This window comes from Paenibacillus etheri (assembly GCF_001012825.1).
Lineage (GTDB): Bacteria > Bacillota > Bacilli > Paenibacillales > Paenibacillaceae > Paenibacillus_AQ > Paenibacillus_AQ etheri.
This window is the reverse complement of the sequence record NZ_LCZJ02000026.1, coordinates 427,026-448,074: the sequence shown is the minus strand read 5'-3', so window position 1 is coordinate 448,074 and position 21,049 is coordinate 427,026. Positions and strand designations below refer to the sequence as shown.

Genomic DNA, 21,049 nt, shown 5'->3' with positions numbered 1-21,049 from the left:
TAAGAAAGTATAAGTTTCACCCTATACATTATCCTTATATTTCTCCGAGAAACGGTTATCGTCTTTAAAAGACGACAACGTCGTTTCTTCTTGGGTTGTAACTAAAGTATATTCATGGGGATGGGGGATATGTGATTTCTCTTATTCACTGATCTCTTCCACGGTCAATATATAACTGTTCGACTGGCTCTCGCCAGTGTATTCACGTCCATCAAGATTGAAGAAATATTGAGCGGTTACTAAGCCTTTAAGGAAACGACCTAGTACATGTTCACTTACCCGGACAAAATAATGGACGCTAACCGTAGCAGCAGCTTTGACCGTTCCCAGCGGCAAGGAGCCTGTATATGAGGATTGCGGTGTAGGAATTCCTTCAATTACAATACTGCTGGGATCAAGAAGGCATTTTTCCGGAGTTAGCCGATTTAGAGAGACTTCCGCAGGCCAATTCCCGCTATTCGTTAGTGAGATCCAGCATTCGACTCGCTCTCCTGCTTCAACTAGGGTAGGCTTTGCATGGATTTCGAGAGAAATGACAGGTGTCACTACTAAGGTAGTAACTGTATTGGAACGAGAAGTTTGTCTTACTGTCCGTCCGTCTGGCAGCACAAAAGTATACTGAACACTGCCATGGTTTTGTACAGCTGCGATTGCATGAATGTTTATGGCTGCAGGTATACTCACTTGAAAGACCACGACCGCTGAAGTTCCACCTCTTAAAGTACCAAGTTGAATGCCATCTGCAGGGCGGGCACCTTTTTGCATCACTCCGTTAAAAAGAACACTATCCCATACGAAAAGAGTGCCGGAAGGGATAGCATCCGTCAGGACCGCATTTACGGCCAAGTTCCCGTTGTTAGTTATCGTTAGCTCATATCTCAGGATGTCACCTGGAGCTGCTGTAACATGATCTACTCTATTGCTGATGGTGACGCCTGCCAGAACAAGTGAGACTACGACTGTGTTACTCTCGGTCGTATTGGAATCGTCATCGACGGTATAAGTGACAACTGCACGATTAGTCAGGTCCAAGGATGGAGGGATCTCTGTAACTCGGACGCGAAAGGTAACATCAATGCTTAGGTCTTTATCAAGTTGACCGAGTACTATTCCTTGCGTAGGATCTGATTCTGGATAATAGATTCCACCTGCAATGACACTCCCTGGAATAAACACAGATCCGTTAGGAATAGAAATCGTTGCGATGATTTGGTTTAATAGGCTGTTACCTTCGTTCGTAAGCCGCAATGTATAGGTAACTACATCACCTATAAAAGAAGTCGGAGTGCTTGCAGTCAACGAGGTAGAGAGCTGGTAGGCACGTAGAGAAACTAGTACGGAATTAGAATATAAATCTCCGTTAACGATTCTTCCCTCTGGTGTGGCAAAAGAAAAACGACCTAGCGCCTTATTTTGCAGTACTAGTGAAGAAGGTAGTGAAATAATAACGACTTGAAAAGCGATGCTTACTTGACGCTGTGGAGCAATAGAGCCTAGCGTTATGCCCGATGACGGCGTAGCCCCTGGAAGAGGCACACCGTCTCTGAGCACGCTGTTAGAAATAAAAGATACACCCTCTGGAAGAATGTCATACACCGTTAGCAAAGCTTCTGTGTTTCCATTGTTAGAAGCTTTAATGGTATACACTAGAGTGTCACCTAAAGAGGCATGGAGTTTGTCTGTACTCTTCAGCAATGAAAGCACGGGGCCCACGACCGGGGTGTTAACGGTATTGGAATAGACAATGCCGTCAACACCCGCTGCCGAGTTGAAGAGTACCATGGACTGATTGGTTACGACAGGCTGGGTACGTGAGCCGGGAATCATAACGCTACTACCTGAACCTGGAAGGTGATGGTTGATGAAGCACCAGCAGCAATCGTTCCGATGGCAATACCGGAAGCCGGGCTGCCATTAGGACGTGGGGTTCCGTCTACAGTGATGCTGCCTGTTACAAACTGGCTGCCTGCTGGGATAGGGTCAACCATGATGACGTTATTGACTGGTGAAATTCCCAAGTTGGTGACAACAATCGTATAGGTGATGATATCACCGACGACGGCATCTATAGAGGTAGTGCTCTTAACGACACTCACATCCGGAGAAGAGACAGGGATAACTAGGACGTTTGAAAGTGAAGTTCCGGTGAGCAGTCGACCATCTGGTGGTATGAATGAGAAAGTTGATGATGCTTGATTGACTAACTGCTGCGGTGACGGGAGAGAGGCTACAGTAACCTGAAGGGTTATGGTCACTGTTACCGTGCTTCCCGGAGCAACTGCTCCAATATTCAATCCGGTAGACGGGTCGGAGCCTGGTTGCGGCACTCCGTTGACTAATACGCTGTTTGGAACAAAGATAGCTCCGTTAGGAATGGTATCAGTTATGACCACATTTGCTATTAGATTACCGGTGTTCGTTACGTTCAGGGAGTAAGTAATTGTATCTCCGACCGTTGCAGCAGTTCTATCCGCGCCTTTGACAACAACGATGATAGGCTGATATACCGGGATAACAAGTGTGTTTGAGAATGAGGAGCCTGAGAATGCGCCAGAGGTGAAACTGACGGAAGCTTGATCGGTTAGCGTTGCAGGATTAGGCAGTACATTGACGATTGTGTTGAACGAAATGTTGACCGAAACGCCCGGAGCAATTGTGCCGAGCGAGATGCCATTCGCAGGATTGGCATTAAGATGTGGAATACCATCCACTAGCACACTCCCAGCGATAAACGTGGAGCCCGCAGGTATTGGATCACTGATGTTTACGTTGCTGATATTAGCTATTCCACTATTGGTAACCGTCAGGTTGTAGGTGATTGTATCGTCCACAACGGCATCTGTAGCTGGTGATGACTTAGTTACGAGTACATTCGGTGAGGATACTGAAATGGTTGTCGTGTTGGAATTGATCGAACTGTTAAATGTCCGCCCATCAGGCAAGGTGTAAGCAACTGCTACCGATGCTTGGTTAATCAGCTGCTGGCTTGCTGGCAGTGTTGTAATGAGTACTGAGAACATGACAGACAGTGTTGCACCTGCGGATATGACACCGAGCGGAATGCCAGCTGCAGGGTCTGCTCCCGGAGCTGGAGCACCTTGTATAAGTACGCTGTTAGGCACAAATGTCGTTCCAGAAGGGATGGTATCACTCAGAGTAGCCAAAGCCCCGTAATTACCTGTATTGGTTACATTAATTGTGTAGGTAATGGTATCACCGACGGTCGCTTGAACTGAATTTGAGCTTTTTGCTGCGGCTAGAATCGGTAAGTAAATAGGTGTTGATACAATATTAGAAAAGGCTACATTAGACAGTACCCCTGAGGTGAAGCTGACCGTTGACTGGTTATTTAACAGGCCTGATGGTGGCAATGAGATTGTATTCACTGTGAATGCTACAGTTACGGTTACACCTGGTGGAATGCTGCCCAAGGGTACCCCCGTGGAAGGACTAACCCCCGTACGAGGCACGCCATCCACTAGCACACTTCCTGATACAAATGTAGTACCCGCTGGAAGGGCATCCGTGAATACGGCATTATTCACCGTTTCAATTCCGTTATTGGTAATAGCGATGGAATATGTGATGGTGTCCCCAACCGTGGTTGATGTTGTTGTAGTGGATTTAACTACAGCTACATTAGGAGAAGAGACGGGGATAGTAATCGTGTTAGATAGGATTGAGCCACCAAGTGTACGCCCATCCGGAAGCGTGAAGCTATAAGTAACTGTTCCCTGATTGACCAGTTGTTGTGGGTTTGGCAATGAGGTGATATTTACTGTGAATACTACTGCTGTTGTACCACCTGGAGGAATAACTCCGGCTGGAATACCCGTAGACGGATCTGCTTGCGCTAAAGGGAGTCCATTAATAAGTACGCTGTTCGTAACGAAGGTAGTGCCGGCTGGAATGTTGTCTGTAACTTCCAAACTTGCGGGGTAGTTCCCCGTGTTACTAATGGTCAGGGTGTAGCTGACAGCGTCACCTGTTGTAGCGTTATTCGTACTCGCTGTTTTGACAACTGAGATGTTCGGCTGGAACACAGGGATCGTAACGGTATTGGAGAAAGTCGAGCCAGAAAAAACACCTGATGTAAAGGTTACGGATGCTTTATTAATGAGTGTAGCAGTAGGAGGAACAGAGGTCACAGTAACACTGTAAGCAACTAGTGCTGAAAATCCGGGCGCCAGGGTACCAATAGAAATCCCGGTAGAGGGATTCAGGTTTGGAAAAGGCACACCATTCACAGATACGCTACCCGCTACGAAAGTAGCGCCTTCTGGCGTTGGGTCATTTAGTAACACGCTATTAACAGCTTCTAAACCGTTATTAGTAATATTTACGTTATAAGTAACTGTATCTCCGATCGCTACGGAAGTTGAGGTTGAGCTTTTGACTACTACGATATTAGGAGCAGAGACCTGTAGTGTGACGGTATTAGATACAGCAGTTCCGCTTAAGAGTCTACCGTCGGGTGGAGTAAAGGTGAAGCTTGCAGAAGCTTGATTACTGATTTGTTGTGGTGTTGGCAAGGAGACGATATCGACAGAGAAGCTGACAGAAATACTGGCTCCAGGTGCGACATTCCCTACAGCGATGCCGGTATCTGGAGCTGCACCTGGTTGTGGCATTCCACCGACGATAACACTATTAGGATTGAAGGTGGTCCCGAATGGAATGTTATCGGTTAGGGTTACATTTGCAGCAAGATTACCAGTATTGCTTACGACAACTGTGTAGATGACGGTATCGCCTACAACTAGGGCGTCGAAATCACCATCTCCATCCACGGCACTTTTTACTAAGGAGATCTGTGGCTGAGTGACGGGTGTACTTGTAATATTAGATGAAGAAGATCCGGAGAATACACCGGATGTAAAACTGACGGATGACTGATTATTAATCTGTGATGGTATCGGCATCGTTATCCTCACCTCGAATGTTACGGTAGCTGTGGCGCCTGGACCCAGACTACCGATTGGAATACCGGCGGACGGAACTGCTAGCGGCTGGGTTATGCCGTTTACAATTACGGTTCCGGGAATAAAAGCTACATTCTCAGGCAGTGGATCGCTGAGAATGATGTTGCTTACTGAAGCAATACTGTTGTTCGTCAATACTGAGGTGAATGTTAAAATATCGCCTGTAACGGCAGAAGCGGCGTTTACGCTTTTTACGACACTTACGTTAGGTGCCGGAACAGGGACAGAGAGCGTATTCGATACTACAGTTTCTCCGAGTTGACGCCCGTCTGGGAGGGTGAAGCTATACGTTGCTGAAGCGGAGTTCAACAACATCTGTGAAGGAGGTAATGCTGTTATCGTGACCAGAAAGCTAACGGATACACTGTCACCTGGAGCCAATGGGCCTACTGGGATTCCTGTTGCCGGATTATATCCGGGTAGAGGTGTTCCGCCGATAATTACACTGTTCGTGTCAAAGACGGCTTGAGGTGGTAGGATATCGGTTACCAATAGAGTAGTTGTAATATTCCCGGTATTACTGATGAGGATCGAGTAAGATAGGGATCCCCCAACGGATGCCTGAGCTGTATTCGCACTTTTGACCATACTAATAATAGGCTGATACACAGGTGTTACTACCGTGTTCGAAAGTGAAGAACCAGTGAAGGCACCGGATGAAAAAGAAGCACTAGCTCTGTTTGATAACTGCGCTGGACTTGGTAAAGAAGATATTTTCACATTAAAAGAGATCGTTGTAGAGCTGCCTGCCGCAATACTACTGATTGATATTCCTGTACTTGGATTAGCGGCTGGTACTGATGAACCGCCAACAATAACGCTGCCTGCTACAAAAGTACCCCCTGTAGGAATGGGATCAGAGACAACGACGTTATTCACAGCTACGCTACTTGTATTGGATACTACGACTGTGTATGTCAGATTCTCGCCGACCGCTACAGCAGTAAGGCTTGCAGATTTGGTTAGCGTAATATTTGGAGCGGAGACTGGAATGCTCAGGATATTAGAAAGACTTGTTCCCGACAATGATCTTCCACTTGGTAGTTGGTAGGTGTAGCTGCTGCTGCTCTGATTGTTCAGAATAGGTGGTGAAGGCAGAGATTGCACAGAGACAAGAAACGTCACAGGAACACTAGCCCCTGAGGCTACAGTACCTAAGTTAATTCCTGCTAGTGGAGAGTCACCAGGCCTAGCGACTCCGTTAACCGTGACACTACCCGAAACAAAGGAGCTACCTGAAGGAATATTATCGCTGAGGACTACAGCTGCTCCAATATTTCCTGAATTTTGAACATTTAATGTGTAGAGAATATTGCCCCCTACAGTGGCACTGGCAACGCTCGAGCTTTTGATAATCTGGATTACCGGTTGGTACACCGGAGTCGTAGTTGTGTTTGAAAGTGAAATGCCATTAAACGATCCCGAGCTGAAGGACGCAGAAGATCTATTCAATAGCTGAGCCGGATTGGTTAATGAGACCACGTTGACTTGAAAGGTGACGGCAACGGAGGTCCCTGGAGGGATGGCACCAACAGAAATCCCCGTACCAGGATTAGCGGAGGGCTGTGCGTTACCACCGACCGTAACACTTCCTGAGACCAGTGAAGTTCCGGCAGGGATGCTATCTGAAAGTGATACATTGGTAACTGCTGAAATCCCGTTGTTGCTGATTACGGAGGTGTAGAGCAGAGTATCTCCTACAGCGACGTCAGCAAAGCCTGCGCTTTTGACTACGGTAACATTAGGTGCTCTAACTGGAATAGATAATGTATTGGATGAAGCTGATCCTGCTACAGTCCGCCCATCTGGAATTTGAAAGGTATAAGCGGCGCTTGCTTGGTCAACCAGTTGCGGTGGAGATGGAAGACTGTTGACTAGTACGCGGAATTGAACTGTAGAGCTGCCTCCAGCAGCGATTGTCCCTATAGCAATTCCTGTGGCAGGATTTCCAGCGAAAGGCGTTCCATTGACTGTGAAGCTACCCGCAACATAAGAACTTCCTGTAGGGATGTTGTCTGTTAGGGTGGTTACAGCACTAATATTTCCAGTGTTGGTGATTTGGAGGTTATAGGTGATCTGATCTCCGACCATCGCATTTGCAGTATTTGCAGTTTTTACAATGCTAAGGATGGGGGAATATACGGGTAAAGTTACCGTATTGGACGGAATGACCCCCGTCATGATAGGGCCTCCAGCTACACTTTGAAATGTAAAGGCAGCATTAGCAGTATTAGCGATATTTTGCGGACTTGGTGGTAATGAAGTGGCTTTAGCTTGATATGTAACCGTTATTGAAGTGCTCAAGACTAATGACCCCAAAGAGATCCCTGCTGTAATATCAAAAGTCGGCCTCGGGACGCCGGCTACTACAACACTTCCGGTGACAAAGGTTGATCCTGTTGGCAGAGCATCTGATAAAACGACGCTTGCTGCACTCGCTGTACCAGTGTTACTGACAGTTACTGTATAAGTTACCGTATCCCCGACTATAGGGCCGGACACATTGGCACTTTTAGTAACGTTTATTTTGGGTGCATTGATATCGACTTGTATAGCATTTCCATTGAGAACATAAGCATCGCCAGAGGTAGTTAATTGTAAAATCGCTGAAGACTGGTTATTAACAAGTCTGGCTGACACGTCAACATTGGTGATATCCCAACCTTGTCGCCCACCGATGATGTTGGTTCCTGGATTCCCGTTCGTTTGATTGCGTGTTCCAAATGTTCCAGTTGTATTGAGATTACCTGAATCATTGTTGATTTGTGATGCGAAAAAGTTGTTAGCAAAGTTATTGGGTCCAGATAACGCGACAAGTGTAGCCGATGTCGGGCCAAATAATGCCTGATCACCTGAACGATTTGCATCTCCCTCCTGTGCGCTGAATAATGCTCTACCTCCAAGCGCACCTGTTATTGGTGTTGCGAATCCAGTTATCGTAGTTGAAACCGGAGCTGATGTTGCCTGTACAAGTATTGCACCTGCTCTAAGAGATATATTACGGAAAGGCAAGGATGTATTTTGATAGATTACACCAAGTGTCCACCCTGCATGATTGGCTGTGGAGTCTCCTGGAATTACAATTGTGCCTACAACGCCGCCTGTAGTATAGGTGCCGGCCCCACCCTGTTGTATAATACTGGTTACATTGGAGGAACGGACATATGCGGAAGCACCACCTCCCAAATCGACTACGTTACTCGTTGCAGAATCAGGATTAACGCTGAATGTAGTCCCGGCAGGGGTTATGAAGGAGACAGGGTTGTTTATCGCCGAACTGAGGTTTACAGTTCCGTTTATATAGGTGCCGCCCCATATCAGCTCTGCATACAGCACTGTGCTACCTGACGGAAGGACCAGTATGGCTGCTGAACTATTGCTTGTATGAAGACTAGTCGTTCCGCTAGGATAGGTGCCAAAAATAGACGATGTATTGACAGTGGTAAAGCCACCGATGCTGTCCTGTGTCCCAGGTATTCCGACTGTATCAGAGCGACTAAGCCCAAGTGTGTTGCCCGTAAATGTGATAGCACCGGTCGCATTGATCGTTGCCCGTACGACTAGTGGAATGATTCTCACCTCCTTCGAGGTTAATTAGATGGAAAAAAGTGAACCGTCCCTTAATCAGGACGGCACAGTTAATACCTGTATGTTAGCCTATGAGTCAAATCGGGTATAATTGTATGTCCCATCAATAAATTATAGGGAATTTTGTCTATCGTGTGATTTTAGCCTGCGTTTCATCAGAACACGGGGTTCAGCGTAATGCCCTCTACTCATCAATTCCAGCTCGTGGAAGGAAATATCTTCTTTGATTACGGTGAAATGGTACATGATTTCATGCACAACATTGGCTTGAAGCATCTTTAGTATTTCTAGTTCTTCTGATTCATATAGAGGATCTTCATAAGGGTATTGATAGAAAAGCTCCATCCGCAGCAGCCGATAATCGAACGGCGGTACGGGTATGGGATAATCTGGAATTGGTGGACATACTGGACCGGATGGGGGCTGGAAAAAAGATCCTGTCAAATATCGCGGAGTATATTCATCAAACTTCTGCTTAAAGGCAGGATTGGACATATGGGCAAAGCTGTGGGCATAGGGAGCCAGAATGCAAACAATGGCTTTGTGGATGCTAATTCTGTGAATTTCCGACATAACCGCGAATAAATCATCCATATAAGGTAATACACGACTAGCCATAACAAACTCGGCGGTATTGTCCGGCAAAGGGATGCCTTGGGTAATGTCACAGACAATATCCACATCGGGACCCGCGATACGATCGATCCCGAGATAACCTGCTTCTTTACTGGATCCGCAGCCGATATCGATTCTCAAGGGGACCACTCCTTAGGGATAAATCAGGCTCAACATTATTGTATTAACCCCGCTTCAGCCTGCATCCGGCGGATGCCTATTAAAGAATGGAAGTTATTAAAAATTAACGTATTCTGAAACCTTAGCAGAGTTGATAACGTTTATAGGAGTAGGCTTATGGAAAATGACTTTAAAAACAACCGCTAAACATAGAGGAGGCAGTCAACATGAAAAAACAACGTTCCTTACCCGCCATAGCTGCAATCGCAGCATTAACGCTAGCCTTAACCGCTTGCGGTGCTACTAATAATTCGGCACAGCCATCTGCAGAACCAACTGCAACAGCTTCTCCAGTACCAACTGAGGAGAGCACAAGCACGCCCGTACCTACAGAAAGTACGAGTACAACTGCACCAACTGAGAATCCAAGTACTTCAGCACCAAAACCTACTGCAAATCCAGAAGCCAAAATTCTTAAAGGAACAGGCGTTTACGTCGGACAAATAGATAGTCATTCTGTTGAGATTGAGACCAAAGAAGGGCCTACGGCTTTTGAGATTACAGCTGGGATGGAAAGCGTTCTTGAAAAATTAAATACGGATGATCCTGTAGTTTTTGAATATGTAGAAAAAGCAGTGGAAGGCGATGCTACAGTTAAACAGCGGGTACTTTCGAAGCTGTCACTTGCAAAGTAAAGGAACTCTATCATTTATGAATAGCAAAAGGGCTGTCCCTGATTGATTTCAGGAACAGCCCTTTTGTCTTGGGATTTGGAATGAACGTTATAACGTCCCGGCATTGACTAAGAAAATAGTAATAAGCAACATAAAAAGTAGGATGATCACACCGTTGATGATTGTGCCTATAACGCCGAATACCTTACGTCGCTTCCGGATGGAAAGTCCGATAATGCCGATGACAACACCAATAACATTAAGAGCTGAAAGAATAATAACACTCATGCCGAGAAGCATGATGGACTGCGAAGATTCGGCTAGTAGATTCGAGTTCTCGTTAACCATGGAAGAAGCCTTCATAATAATGAAGATAAAGAGGGCGGCATAACCCATAATGGTCACAAGGCTAATGATGAAAGAAGCAATACCAGGTCCAGAGTGTTGTAAGTCATGATCTACTTTCTGGTACGTAGACGGCGAACCAACACTTGGCTGACTCCGATCAGGTTGGGGATTTCCTACCTCTGCTGTAGGCACGTTAGATTTTGAGAGAGAATTAAGGTCCATAGGTTGCACTCCTTGAGAGATAAGAATGAAATGTTGTTAATATCCACTTTTTCATATTGATGCTAAAAAAGCAACCCCTGATTGTGGCTAATTCGTAAATGGCTGCTGGAAAAAGCAATCGGTAATCGTTTATGATAGAAGAAGTCTAATAATAAGGAGTTGTAATCGTATGCAACGGAAACTTATGGCCTGGGGGGCTTTGCTAGCGATGCTGGGAGTAGGAGTAGGTGCATTTGGCGCTCATTTATTAAAACCTGTGATCAGTGAAGAATATATGAAGGTATATGAGACGGGTGTTCAGTATCACTTGGTACATGCGCTAGGTATAATCCTTATAGCACTAGCTGTAGGTCAATGGGGAGAAAGCACCCGGTTACGCTGGGCAGGACGGCTGTTAATAGCAGGCACCATTTTGTTCTCAGGTAGCTTGTATGTTCTGAGTATTTCCGGGATTAAAGTGCTTGGAGCGATTACACCTATTGGTGGAGTATGCTTCATAGCAGGCTGGTTATGTTTGGCTTTGGAAGCATTCTCTCGCAGTAAGAAGGCATCCTAAGCAATCAAGTACAGAAGTTGACAAATAAGCATCCGTTCCTTAAAGGGGCGGATGCTTATTTATCTCTAACGTATACGTTTACAGAAATTCGTCGATCTCATTTAGATTAAAGCTGTATACCTGTTTTTCATCCACGTGATAGACACTAATAGAGTTGGCTGCTTCATCAAAATTTAAAATACGACAGGGCATGGACACTTGTTTTCCGTACCGGTTCGCTCGTAAACGTACTAATTGATTGTTCTGAATGTACTGGCGAATCTTCCCATATGCATCAGCTGGCGTCTCAATCGTTGACTGCTGTGCAGGCAATTCTGCCTGTTTATCAATCGGTTTATCGAGCTGCTTTTTAGTGGTCTTTGGTGGCAGCTTTAATGAAGTGGGAGGAGCAGAGCTTTGATTCAAGGCTAGTTTGGCAGAACGAAGCAAGCTGTCGATGGTTCTCCCCAATTCAAGACCGGAGTTAATGTTGAAATCTGTGATTTTGTCATTATTGTTCAACATTTCAAGCAGATATTGCAATGCAAGCGGGTTGGTACGGGCATTAATCAGGATGTCGACATTAAATAAATAGTTGCCGTCTGTGTGTTGTAGTTTCTTGTCCATAGATCCCCCAGCTTTTCGTTTGAACATTTCTTTACGATTATAAGAATGTAAATAAACTATAACATTAAACAAGTAATAATCATATACCTGACACTAGAGAAAATGGGACCAAGGTACTGTGCTTTTTTCCGAAAAGCCTAGGACTACCAACTGCACATCAGCAGGGAGTGAAGCATACATATACAACGTGGGTCGTGAATAAAGGAGGTGCTGCTATTGGTTACCATGGAGCCTATTACCGTAGGTGAACATACGCTGATCGGAGTAGAGGTTAGGCTTCCGAAAACAACGCTGCTCTCAATCAGCACAAGCCGAGGTTATATTATGTGTGGCGCGCTGGATGTTGGCCTGCTCAATGAGAAACTCAGTGATCGGCATATTATCGCAGCTCGGGCGGTGGGTGTGCGTACATTGTCACAGCTGTTAGCTGCCCCATTGGAGTCTGTAACCATAGAAGCGGAGCGTTTAGGTATCGTACCAGGCATGACAGGTGCGGATGCATTACTTCTTATGGTCTGACTGAACAATCTTACAAAATCCAAAACACAAGAGGCCAATGGCCTCTTGTGTTTTTTGCACGGATTAGAATTTAACTTAATGGAGAAAGCGTTACTATTGTTATTATTTTCAACTGCAGTTTTATGGAAGGGTTCTCCTTGTTTCGTCGTACATGCTAAGGGGTAAATTAAGAATAGACAAGTTGCTGCCGGACGAAGGATTCAGTAGCCCGGTAAATATAAAGGATAAGGATGGGATCATCTCATGGCTAAAGCATCTAATAAAGTAAATACAACTTCACTGGAACAGATTTTGAACCGTCAGGTTGCTAACTTAAATGTACTGTATGTTAAAATTCACAATTTTCATTGGTACGTAAAAGGAGAACAATTTTTCTCTCTTCACGTGAAATTTGAGGATCTATATAATGAAGTGACGCTGCAAATGGATGAAGTAGCAGAACGACTGCTGAGCATCAAAGGAAGTCCCGCTGCGACGATGAAAGAATATCTGGAATTGGCAACAATTCAAGAAGCTACTGGTAAAGAAGATACGCGGGGGATGGTTCAGTCTTTGATTGAAGACTTCGCTACCATTTCTGAAGAGCTGACTGAAGGTATTGAGCTTGCCGAGGAAATTAAGGATCAGCCAACATCTGACATGTTTATTAAAATTCGTGGTGATCTTGAGAAACATCAATGGATGCTGCGCTCCTACCTTAGCTAAATGATAAAGCTTATGAAATAAGGCTTCCTGCGGGAGGTCTTATTTTTTGCGTTAGGTGGTTACGGAAAATAGCGAAACATGCGGTGTATTAAAGGATAAATAAAAAGAGATATTTGTAAAAAAACAGGGTTTGTTATAAAATTGTTGAGAATCATTGATAATCATTGTGATTCAATTTATAATAATTATAATGTGATATAGAATCTAATTGTGCTGGGAATCAGGATCATCCTGTTTCAATACAACTTTTGATTTCGCAAATCGATCAATGGAGGGAATATTATTATGGCAGCAGATTTTGTCATTGAGGGACTTAAAGCGACGATTGAGGGAAAAGAGATTTTGAAGGGGATTAACCTTCAAATGAAAGGTGGCGAAATTCACGCCATCATGGGACCAAACGGTACAGGTAAGAGTACCTTGGCGTCCGCTCTTATGGGTCACCCTAAATATGAAGTAACTGAAGGAACGGCAACACTTGAAGGTGAAGATCTTTTGGAGATGGCGGTTGATGAACGCGCACGTGCAGGACTTTTCCTTGCTATGCAGTACCCAAGTGAAATTTCCGGGGTAACAAACTCCGATTTCTTGCGCTCTGCCATTAATGCCCGTCGTGAAGAGGGAAGCGAAATTTCTTTGATTCGTTTTATCCGTCTGATGGAAGCGAAGATGAAAGAACTGGACATGAATCCTGAGTTCCTACACCGTTACCTGAACGAAGGCTTCTCCGGTGGTGAGAAGAAACGTAACGAAATTCTACAAATGATGATGCTAGATCCAAAAATCGTGATTCTGGACGAAATTGACTCTGGCCTTGATATTGATGCTTTGAAAATTGTTGCCGAAGGCGTAAACTCCATGCGGAGTGAAGATCGCGGCTTCCTGGTTATTACCCACTATCAACGTCTCTTGAACTACATCAAACCTGATTTTGTACATGTTATGATGCAGGGCAGAATTGTGAAATCCGGTGGTCCTGAGCTTGCACAGCGTCTGGAAGCTGAAGGCTACGAATGGATCAAAGAAGAACTTGGAATTGAAGACGAAACAGTAGGGCAAGACGCGTAAGAAACGCCAGGAAGGAGGAGAACACTTATGACGACACAGACCATTCTTCCGGTGGATGCCGAGCGCTTGAGCGAATTATCGCATAGTAGCGGCGAACCGGGTTGGCTGAAAGAAAGCCGCTTGAAAGCACTTGAACTGGCAGCTACTCTGACACTGCCTAAATTAGAGAAGACACGGATTGATCGTTGGAACGTGAACAATTATGGTAGCTACAAAGCAAGCGAAACCATTGCTTCACTGAAGGATGCACCTGCTTCCATTTCCTCCTTGATCAAGGATCAGGAAGAAGGCAGTCTGATTATTCAACGTAACTCTGGTGCAGTATATACACGACTAGCTCCTGAACTTGCAGCACAAGGTGTTATTTTCACCGATCTGCAAACGGCTGTTAAAGAGCACGGAGATTTGGTACAACGTTACCTGCATAAGGCAATTCAGCCTGACGAGCATTCTATCGCTGCGCTTCATGCAGCACTATGGAACGGTGGAGTATTCCTCTATGTTCCTAAGAATGTAGTGGTTGAAACTCCACTTCAGGCGGTGCTGTTAACAGATGATGCTGAAGCTTCATTTGTTCCTCACATTCTGATTGTAGCGGATACTAACAGTTCCCTGACATACGTAGACAACTACGTGTCGGATAAAGAGGAAGCTGGATTGCACAATGGTGCGGTAGAAGTATTCGTGGGTGCAGGTGCTAAAGTACGTTATGCTACAGTGCATCAGTTGGGCGTGGATACAACAGATGTGACTTACCGCCGCGCTGTTGTTGAGAATGACGGAACCATCGAATGGATTGTTGGTGAGATGAACTATGGTGATACAGCAAGTGATACCAAGTCTGTACTCAAAGGCAATGGCTCTAGCTCCGACGCTAAAGTAATTGCTGTAGGTACGGGATCACAGAAACTGAATTACACTACTCAAGCTCAGCATTTCGGCAAAAATACCCCAAGTGACATGATCACTCGTGCGGTTATGCGTGATAATGCTACTTCTATCATCAACGGTATTACCAAGATCGAGAAAGGTGCTACAAGAGCTGACGGTCAGCAAACGGAGAAAGTATTGATGCTGAGTCCAAAAGCCCGTGGTGACGCCAATCCGATCCTGCTGATTGATGAAGATGATGTTACAGCAGGCCATGCCGCTTCCGTAGGACAGGTCAATCACGAGCAAGTCTTTTACCTGATGTCCCGCGGAATTACACGGCATGATGCAGAAACTCTGATCATCTATGGCTTCTTGGCTCCTGTTGTGTCGCAAATTCCACTAGAGGGACTGCGCAATCAGCTCCAATCTCTTGTGGAAAGGAAGTTAGGTCAATGATAGGGAGCGCCATCCGGGAGCAATTTCCCATACTGAACCAAAATGTGAACGGACATCCACTGGTCTATCTGGACAGTGCTGCTACTTCACAGAAGCCTCGTCAAGTGATTGAGGCGGTCAAATCGTATTATGAGTGGGATAACGCCAACGTACACCGTGGCGTCCATACTCTAGGCAGCCGTGCAACAGATGCCTACGAGGGAGCCCGGGAGAAGCTAGCTAAGTTTATTAACGCCCGCAGCACTAAAGAAATTATCTTTACGCGTGGTACAACCACTGCTCTAAATCTTGTCGCCTCTTCTTACGGGCCATCTGCAGTGGGGGAAGGCGACGAAATTGTCATCACCCTGATGGAGCATCATAGTAATTTGATTCCTTGGCAGCAGCTAGCTAAGAAGACAGGCGCTACTTTAAAATATATACCGTTGCAACCCGACGGAACGATTACACTTCAAGATGCTGAGGAGACGATTACGGATAAAACCAAAATCGTTGCTATCGCTTATGTATCTAACGTTATGGGAGTAACTCATCCGATTAAAGAGCTTGCGGCTATTGCTCATCGTAACGGTGCGGTCATTGTCGTAGACGGTGCTCAGAGCACACCTCATATGAAGGTCGATATGCAAGATCTGGATTGTGATTTTTATGCACTTTCCGGACATAAAATGTTGGCACCGACTGGAATTGGAGCTTTGTACGGCAAAAGAGCACTACTCGAAGCCATGGAGCCTATAGAGTTTGGTGGCGAAATGATTGATGATGTGGGTCTCTATGAATCGACATGGAAAGAACTTCCTTGGAAGTTTGAGGGAGGCACGCCGATCATTGCTGGAGCTGTTGGATTAGGCGCAGCCGTAGATTTCTTACAGGAAATCGGCATGGATGAGATTCACAGCCATGAGAAGAAGCTTGCAGCATACGCAGAGCAGCGTCTATCTGAAATTGATGGCTTGACCATTTATGGTCCCAAGAGTCGTGAGGTTGGCGTTGTCACCTTTAATCTAGGTGACGTTCACCCACATGATGTCGCTACAGTACTAGATGCGGAGGGCATTGCCATCCGCGCTGGTCATCACTGCTGTCAGCCGCTGATGCGCTGGCTGGAAGCTAGCTCTACAGCACGTGCGAGCTTTTACCTGTATAACACCGAGCAGGATGTAGATCGACTGGTGGACGCTTTAATCAAGACAAAGGAGTACTTCGGCTATGAACTTGGATGACTTGTACAGACGCGTAATTATGGATCATTATAAAAGTCCCCGGAATCGTGGTTCATTTGAAGATGATGCTCTGAAAATTGAACTGAATAACCCAACTTGTGGTGACCGTATTACACTTCAGCTTAAGGTAGAAGATGGGATCGTAAAAGATGCCCGTTATAACGGTGAAGGCTGTTCGATCAGTATGTCATCGGCTTCGATGATGACTGAGGCGATCAAAGGACAAACGGTAGAACGTGCGCTTGAACTAGCCGATAATTTCTCCTTACTGATGAAGGGTGAAGATGTGGATTTTGGAGATTATGAAGATATTGAAGCCCTATCGGGTGTGAATAAATTCCCTGCACGGATCAAATGTGCAACACTGGCTTGGAACGCGCTTCGTAAAGGAATTGACGAAGAAGAGCAACATAAATAACAGTAGAACAAGGAGGCTGACACCATGGCTAAGAAAGCGCCTGATATGGAAGAATACCAGTACGGGTTCCGTGATGAACATAAGTCGATATTCCAGTCTGGTAAAGGTTTGACGGCCGAAATTGTTAAAGAAATTTCAGCAATCAAGAATGAACCACAGTGGATGCTTGACTTCCGCTTAAAATCCCTTGAACAGTTCCGTAAAATGCCGATGCCTACATGGGGCGGCAATATGGATGATTTAGATTTTGAGGATATTCAATATTATGTAAGACCTTCAGAGAAACAAGGCAAGACTTGGGAAGAAGTTCCTTCCGAAATCAAGGAAACCTTTGATAAGCTGGGTATTCCTGAAGCGGAACAGAAGTTCCTCGCCGGCGTATCGGCACAATATGAATCTGAGGTTGTATACCACAGCATGCAGAAGAGCCTTGAAGATCAAGGGGTTATTTTTACAGATACCGATACTGCACTGCGTGAACATCCAGAGCTTCTTAAGAAGTTCTTCGGGACGATCATCCCTCCAACCGATAATAAATTTGCAGCACTTAACAGTGCAGTTTGGTCAGGCGGAAGCTTCATCTACGTTCCTAAAGGTGTGAAATGTGAAGTTCCTTTGCAGGCTTACTTCCGAATTAACTCCGAGAACATGGGACAATTCGAGCGTACCTTAATCCTCGCTGACGAAGATAGCTTCGTGCATTATGTAGAAGGCTGTACAGCGCCAATCTACAGCACGAATTCTCTGCACAGTGCGGTTGTTGAAATTTTGTGTATGAAGAACTCACGCGTTCGTTATACTACAATCCAGAACTGGGCTCCTAACATCTACAACCTCGTTACTAAACGTGCGGTTGCAGAAGAGAATGCTACGATGGAATGGGTCGATGGCAACATCGGTTCCAAGCTGACGATGAAATACCCTGCGGTTGTTCTTAAAGGCCGTGGAGCTAAAGGTTCAGTACTGTCCATCGCGGTAGCGGGTAAAGGCCAGCACCAGGATGCGGGTGCCAAGATGATCCATTTGGCTCCAGACACAACATCCACCATTGTATCGAAATCGATCAGTAAGCACGGCGGTAAAGTAACTTATCGTGGTCTTGCTTCCTTCGGTCGTCAGGCAGAAGGTGCGAAATCGAACATCAAATGTGATACGCTCATTTTGGATAATGAATCCACTTCGGATACGATTCCTTACAATGAAATTATGAACGATAACATCGTGCTTGAGCATGAAGCAACGGTGTCCAAAGTTTCTGAGGAGCAGCTGTTCTATCTGATGAGCCGTGGGCTAACAGAAGCTGAAGCGACTCAAATGATCGTCATGGGCTTCATCGAACCGTTCACGAAAGAACTGCCGATGGAATATGCGGTCGAAATGAACCGTTTGATCAAGTTTGAGATGGAAGGAAGCATAGGATAACCTTTATTTACAAGGGTTTTCTGGCTTAAAAGGTGGTGACTGCCCCCTTTTTGCCCCCCTTTGCTTAAATTACGTAGTTTTCGTAAAGAGTAAGAGCATCATCTTCAATCTTTTCAGTAATATGCAGATACGTGTCCGCTGTGATCTTGACACTCTTGTGTCCAAGACGAGCGGACACGTATTTTATTGTTGCCCCAGCTTCCAGTAGATGCACAGCGTGGGTATGCCGGAGGGCATGAGGTGACAATATGGGTAGATCAACACGTTTACAAATACATAGCGTTGTTGTAGACCGGCATAATTACAGAAATTTTGGGCACCAGGCATTCCTCCTAAGTACTTGTCTCTGATTACACGATATGTTGAAACACTCTTATGCGCGACTGGAGAACCGAAAAAGGGCGTATTCCGAAGTAGGTCACGTCCAAAAATAATAACAAAACAAAATAAAACATGTAAAATAGCCGCCAATGTAATTGATCCTGGGCGGCTATCTTTTAAACTAAAAACTCTGTAAATACTGGACTCCGCAGCATGCCAGATTTGGTCCAGTTCCTCATTCGCACCTTTGCCCGCAATCTAGGCTCAAGATGTACAAACTCTTTGTCCTCGCCTTTTACAAGTTGCTGAGCAACACCTCTGAATGCCTGCTTATGAATCGGTGACGCGCCGAGTTCAATGATCCCAGCTGGACGTAATTTACCAGAGGGATCGGGAACCGCAGCAAGCCAACCGAATTCCTGTTTACGAAAACCTGTGATATATACATCCGCATAAGTCCAGTTGATGACAGGGGATATGAACATAACAAAACCTCCTGTATCTCATTATAGATGTTGGCTACTACGGATAGAGGAGGTAATTGATGGGAGTAAATACGAATTTTAATATTTTTGAGTTTTGTAAAAAGGTCATGATAATTTTCATAAACAATATAATATTGTCAAGTATCGAAATGGATACCACTGTTTCGGTCTTGTCTAAATTGGAAAATGCTTAATTTATTGTCGAAACAAAAGTTCTTATTAACTATTGAAAATATTTACTGGAATAATATAGTAAATTGTAAATTATTAATAAATTAAATATGAGAGGAAGGTTAGTTTATGAAGTTTAAGAAACACATAGCAACTGGACTTGTGGCTGTTGCAGTTTTCTGTGCAGGGGGGATGACCGCCTTTGCAGGCTATCAAAGCAATTTTTACGCTCCACAATCGTCATATGATGCCATGGTTAAAACGCCGGGAAATTATAATTATCTGGCTGCCGCAACAAATAACTATAACTGCTTAGCATATGCGCTAGGGGATACAAGTCAATGGGTATGGCCATGGGGAGGAAGTAACCCTACACTGCAACAAGCCAATAGCTACATGACTTCCCAAATGTATAATCCCTACCCATACAGTTCTGGTGCCTCCAATGTAAAGATTATTGCATATGGCACATCAACCAACAGTGTCACCCATTTTGCTAAAGCTGAAGGAACTAACTACTCAAACGCAAAATGGGGGGGGGGGAGAGACTTCAATCTTTAGGATGGGATCCTTATTCATCTTCCGTATACGGACCGGCATTGCAAGTATATAAATAATGAATACAATATATAATTGAGGTGATCAAAATGAACAAAAAATTAGTTGTCGGAATTTTCGTTCTCGGTTTTGCTGTTACTTCTTCTTTATACGCGGTACGTGCTAATGCATCCGTTGAGAAACAAATTGACCAGAACCTTAACGGCCTTGCCAAACAGCTACAAACGGAAGTCGTTAATAAAACTGACCTTTCCATGAGCAGTAACCCTTATGATTACATCAAAAACAGCACAGAGTATTCAAAAATTGTAAATCTCGGACCAGATGCTATTCCAATTTTAGAAAAGAAAATCGATGAAAGTGAAGGAAGTGGTCTTTTTGATTACATTTTTGCGACCGCTATCGAGGAAATATCGAAAGTTAACTTGAAAGAAGAACAAAGTACAACTTGGGATACTGGAAACAAGTTCTCTGAGAAATGGAAGGTAAAACTGAGTACTCTTCCTGGAGAAGTTGAAAAAATTGCTAATTCTGATCTATCTGGAGACGAGAAAATTACTTCTTTGAAAAAGCTGGGACTTCCTGCGGTACCATTTATTATTGATCAAGTGGAAGGCGGTAAAACTGAACTCTTCCCAGTAGTTCAGTCATTGGTTCCAGATAGCCAAGCGGAGTCCCTAGCAGCTACTGACGAAGTACAATGGGCAAAAGAAAACAAAGATAAATTTGATGACCTTAAAAAGTATGTTTTATCCAAAAATAATCTATAAGAAGCCCCCTTTAAAGAGAGCACTAAAAAATTCTCTAAAACCTAAAACGAGGTAGTTCCTCAGTTATTGAGGCGACTGCCTCGTTTTCGCTATATTTAAAGTATCTAAATAAAGGCTGGTGTTACCGATGCATCTAAAGCAGTCAAGCTTAACTTAAGTCCGTATATAAAACTGTACAATTGTTGATTCCCCAAGACATCTACAGCGGAGAATGAACGAGTTGGTGGATTTTAGCTTCGTCTACGAGGAACTGAGCTAAAACTTAAGACAACGGACGTTCAGCGGTAGAACTGGTTCTGATGTTTAAGAATCTCATGCTCAATCCTTCTTTGACTTGTCCGACGTGATC

General features: G+C 44.7%; 16 protein-coding genes and 2 pseudogenes. 11 read left to right on the top strand and 7 right to left on the bottom strand.

What is annotated here, in order from left to right:
• Positions 1-141: 141 nt before the first annotated feature.
• From UQ64_RS17135 to UQ64_RS17125, 3 genes are all read right to left on the bottom strand, one after another.
• On the bottom strand, positions 142-1,827 hold the full coding sequence (locus UQ64_RS17135) for a DUF11 domain-containing protein (protein WP_060624647.1): 1,686 nt from the start codon (positions 1,825-1,827) through the stop codon (positions 142-144).
• On the bottom strand, positions 1,824-8,561 hold the full coding sequence (locus UQ64_RS17130) for a DUF7507 domain-containing protein (RefSeq protein WP_156417586.1): 6,738 nt from the start codon (positions 8,559-8,561) through the stop codon (positions 1,824-1,826). Before UQ64_RS17130 ends, UQ64_RS17135 begins: the two co-directional genes overlap by 4 nt.
• A gap of 120 nt (positions 8,562-8,681) precedes the next feature.
• Positions 8,682-9,326, bottom strand: coding sequence for a methyltransferase domain-containing protein (locus UQ64_RS17125; RefSeq protein ID WP_060624644.1), 645 nt, complete (start codon positions 9,324-9,326; stop codon positions 8,682-8,684).
• A gap of 206 nt (positions 9,327-9,532) precedes the next feature.
• Between UQ64_RS17125 and UQ64_RS17120 the strand changes: the two genes are divergently transcribed.
• A complete protein-coding gene (locus tag UQ64_RS17120) occupies positions 9,533-10,000 on the top strand; it encodes a hypothetical protein (RefSeq protein ID WP_060624642.1) in 468 nt (155 codons plus the stop codon).
• Between the two features lie 87 nt (positions 10,001-10,087).
• Here UQ64_RS17120 and UQ64_RS17115 read toward each other — a convergent pair whose 3' ends face one another.
• Positions 10,088-10,549, bottom strand: a complete 462-nt coding sequence (locus tag UQ64_RS17115; protein WP_060624640.1) for a hypothetical protein — start codon at positions 10,547-10,549, stop codon at positions 10,088-10,090.
• Positions 10,550-10,718: 169 nt separating this feature from the next.
• Between UQ64_RS17115 and UQ64_RS17110 the strand changes: the two genes are divergently transcribed.
• Entirely contained in the window at positions 10,719-11,105 is a 387-nt protein-coding gene (locus tag UQ64_RS17110) for a DUF423 domain-containing protein (RefSeq protein ID WP_060624638.1), read from the top strand.
• Between the two features lie 78 nt (positions 11,106-11,183).
• On the opposite strand, the gene UQ64_RS17105 is transcribed toward UQ64_RS17110, so the two are convergent.
• A complete protein-coding gene (locus tag UQ64_RS17105; RefSeq protein ID WP_060624635.1) occupies positions 11,184-11,711 on the bottom strand; it encodes a hypothetical protein in 528 nt (175 codons plus the stop codon).
• 216 nt (positions 11,712-11,927) lie between these two features.
• Between UQ64_RS17105 and UQ64_RS17100 the strand changes: the two genes are divergently transcribed.
• The 7 genes from UQ64_RS17100 (at position 11,928) to sufB (ending at position 18,395) form a co-directional block, all read left to right on the top strand.
• Complete coding sequence (locus UQ64_RS17100) at positions 11,928-12,230, top strand: YunC family protein (RefSeq protein ID WP_060624633.1); 303 nt, start codon at positions 11,928-11,930, stop codon at positions 12,228-12,230.
• A gap of 243 nt (positions 12,231-12,473) precedes the next feature.
• Positions 12,474-12,935 (top strand): Dps family protein, encoded by a 462-nt coding sequence (locus UQ64_RS17095; protein ID WP_042125852.1) that lies wholly within the window; start codon positions 12,474-12,476, stop codon positions 12,933-12,935.
• 285 nt (positions 12,936-13,220) lie between these two features.
• Positions 13,221-14,003 carry a Fe-S cluster assembly ATPase SufC gene (sufC, locus tag UQ64_RS17090; protein ID WP_042186351.1) on the top strand — a complete coding sequence of 261 codons (783 nt, stop codon included), beginning with the start codon at positions 13,221-13,223 and terminating at the stop codon, positions 14,001-14,003.
• A gap of 27 nt (positions 14,004-14,030) precedes the next feature.
• Positions 14,031-15,332, top strand: a complete 1,302-nt coding sequence (sufD, locus tag UQ64_RS17085) for a Fe-S cluster assembly protein SufD (protein ID WP_042186353.1) — start codon at positions 14,031-14,033, stop codon at positions 15,330-15,332.
• Positions 15,329-16,555, top strand: coding sequence for a cysteine desulfurase (locus UQ64_RS17080; RefSeq protein WP_060624630.1), 1,227 nt, complete (start codon positions 15,329-15,331; stop codon positions 16,553-16,555). Before sufD ends, UQ64_RS17080 begins: the two co-directional genes overlap by 4 nt.
• A complete protein-coding gene (sufU, locus tag UQ64_RS17075; protein WP_036684339.1) occupies positions 16,542-16,973 on the top strand; it encodes a Fe-S cluster assembly sulfur transfer protein SufU in 432 nt (143 codons plus the stop codon). Before UQ64_RS17080 ends, sufU begins: the two co-directional genes overlap by 14 nt.
• Before the next feature lie 24 nt (positions 16,974-16,997).
• Complete coding sequence (sufB, locus tag UQ64_RS17070; protein WP_042186357.1) at positions 16,998-18,395, top strand: Fe-S cluster assembly protein SufB; 1,398 nt, start codon at positions 16,998-17,000, stop codon at positions 18,393-18,395.
• Positions 18,396-18,459: 64 nt separating this feature from the next.
• On the opposite strand, the pseudogene UQ64_RS30170 reads toward sufB, so the two are convergent.
• Together UQ64_RS30170 and UQ64_RS17065 are read right to left on the bottom strand one after the other, a co-directional pair.
• Positions 18,460-18,669 (bottom strand): annotated as a pseudogene (locus tag UQ64_RS30170) (tyrosine-type recombinase/integrase); the annotation flags it as partial.
• Positions 18,670-18,892: 223 nt separating this feature from the next.
• A pseudogene (locus UQ64_RS17065) lies at positions 18,893-19,186 on the bottom strand (ATP-dependent DNA ligase); the annotation flags it as partial.
• A gap of 315 nt (positions 19,187-19,501) precedes the next feature.
• On the opposite strand from UQ64_RS17065, the gene UQ64_RS17060 reads away from it, so the two are divergent.
• Together UQ64_RS17060 and UQ64_RS17055 are read left to right on the top strand one after the other, a co-directional pair.
• Complete coding sequence (locus UQ64_RS17060; RefSeq protein ID WP_060624625.1) at positions 19,502-19,933, top strand: DUF7689 domain-containing protein; 432 nt, start codon at positions 19,502-19,504, stop codon at positions 19,931-19,933.
• Between the two features lie 86 nt (positions 19,934-20,019).
• Complete coding sequence (locus UQ64_RS17055; RefSeq protein ID WP_060624624.1) at positions 20,020-20,700, top strand: hypothetical protein; 681 nt, start codon at positions 20,020-20,022, stop codon at positions 20,698-20,700.
• Positions 20,701-21,049: the final 349 nt, after the last annotated feature.

Bases quoted from the DNA above. Each gene is read 5' to 3' on its own strand.
- UQ64_RS17105 (WP_060624635.1), bottom strand. From the start codon at position 11,711: ATGGACAAGAAACTACAACACACAGACGGCAACTATTTATTTAATGTC.
- UQ64_RS17060 (WP_060624625.1), top strand. From the start codon at position 19,502: ATGAAGTTTAAGAAACACATAGCAACTGGACTTGTGGCTGTTGCAGTT.
- sufU (WP_036684339.1), top strand. From the start codon at position 16,542: ATGAACTTGGATGACTTGTACAGACGCGTAATTATGGATCATTATAAA.
- UQ64_RS17080 (WP_060624630.1), top strand. From the start codon at position 15,329: ATGATAGGGAGCGCCATCCGGGAGCAATTTCCCATACTGAACCAAAAT.
- UQ64_RS17055 (WP_060624624.1), top strand. From the start codon at position 20,020: ATGAACAAAAAATTAGTTGTCGGAATTTTCGTTCTCGGTTTTGCTGTT.
- sufB (WP_042186357.1), top strand. From the start codon at position 16,998: ATGGCTAAGAAAGCGCCTGATATGGAAGAATACCAGTACGGGTTCCGT.
- UQ64_RS17095 (WP_042125852.1), top strand. From the start codon at position 12,474: ATGGCTAAAGCATCTAATAAAGTAAATACAACTTCACTGGAACAGATT.
- sufD (WP_042186353.1), top strand. From the start codon at position 14,031: ATGACGACACAGACCATTCTTCCGGTGGATGCCGAGCGCTTGAGCGAA.
- UQ64_RS17115 (WP_060624640.1), bottom strand. From the start codon at position 10,549: ATGGACCTTAATTCTCTCTCAAAATCTAACGTGCCTACAGCAGAGGTA.
- UQ64_RS17120 (WP_060624642.1), top strand. From the start codon at position 9,533: ATGAAAAAACAACGTTCCTTACCCGCCATAGCTGCAATCGCAGCATTA.
- UQ64_RS17110 (WP_060624638.1), top strand. From the start codon at position 10,719: ATGCAACGGAAACTTATGGCCTGGGGGGCTTTGCTAGCGATGCTGGGA.
- UQ64_RS17135 (WP_060624647.1), bottom strand. From the start codon at position 1,827: ATGATTCCCGGCTCACGTACCCAGCCTGTCGTAACCAATCAGTCCATG.
- sufC (WP_042186351.1), top strand. From the start codon at position 13,221: ATGGCAGCAGATTTTGTCATTGAGGGACTTAAAGCGACGATTGAGGGA.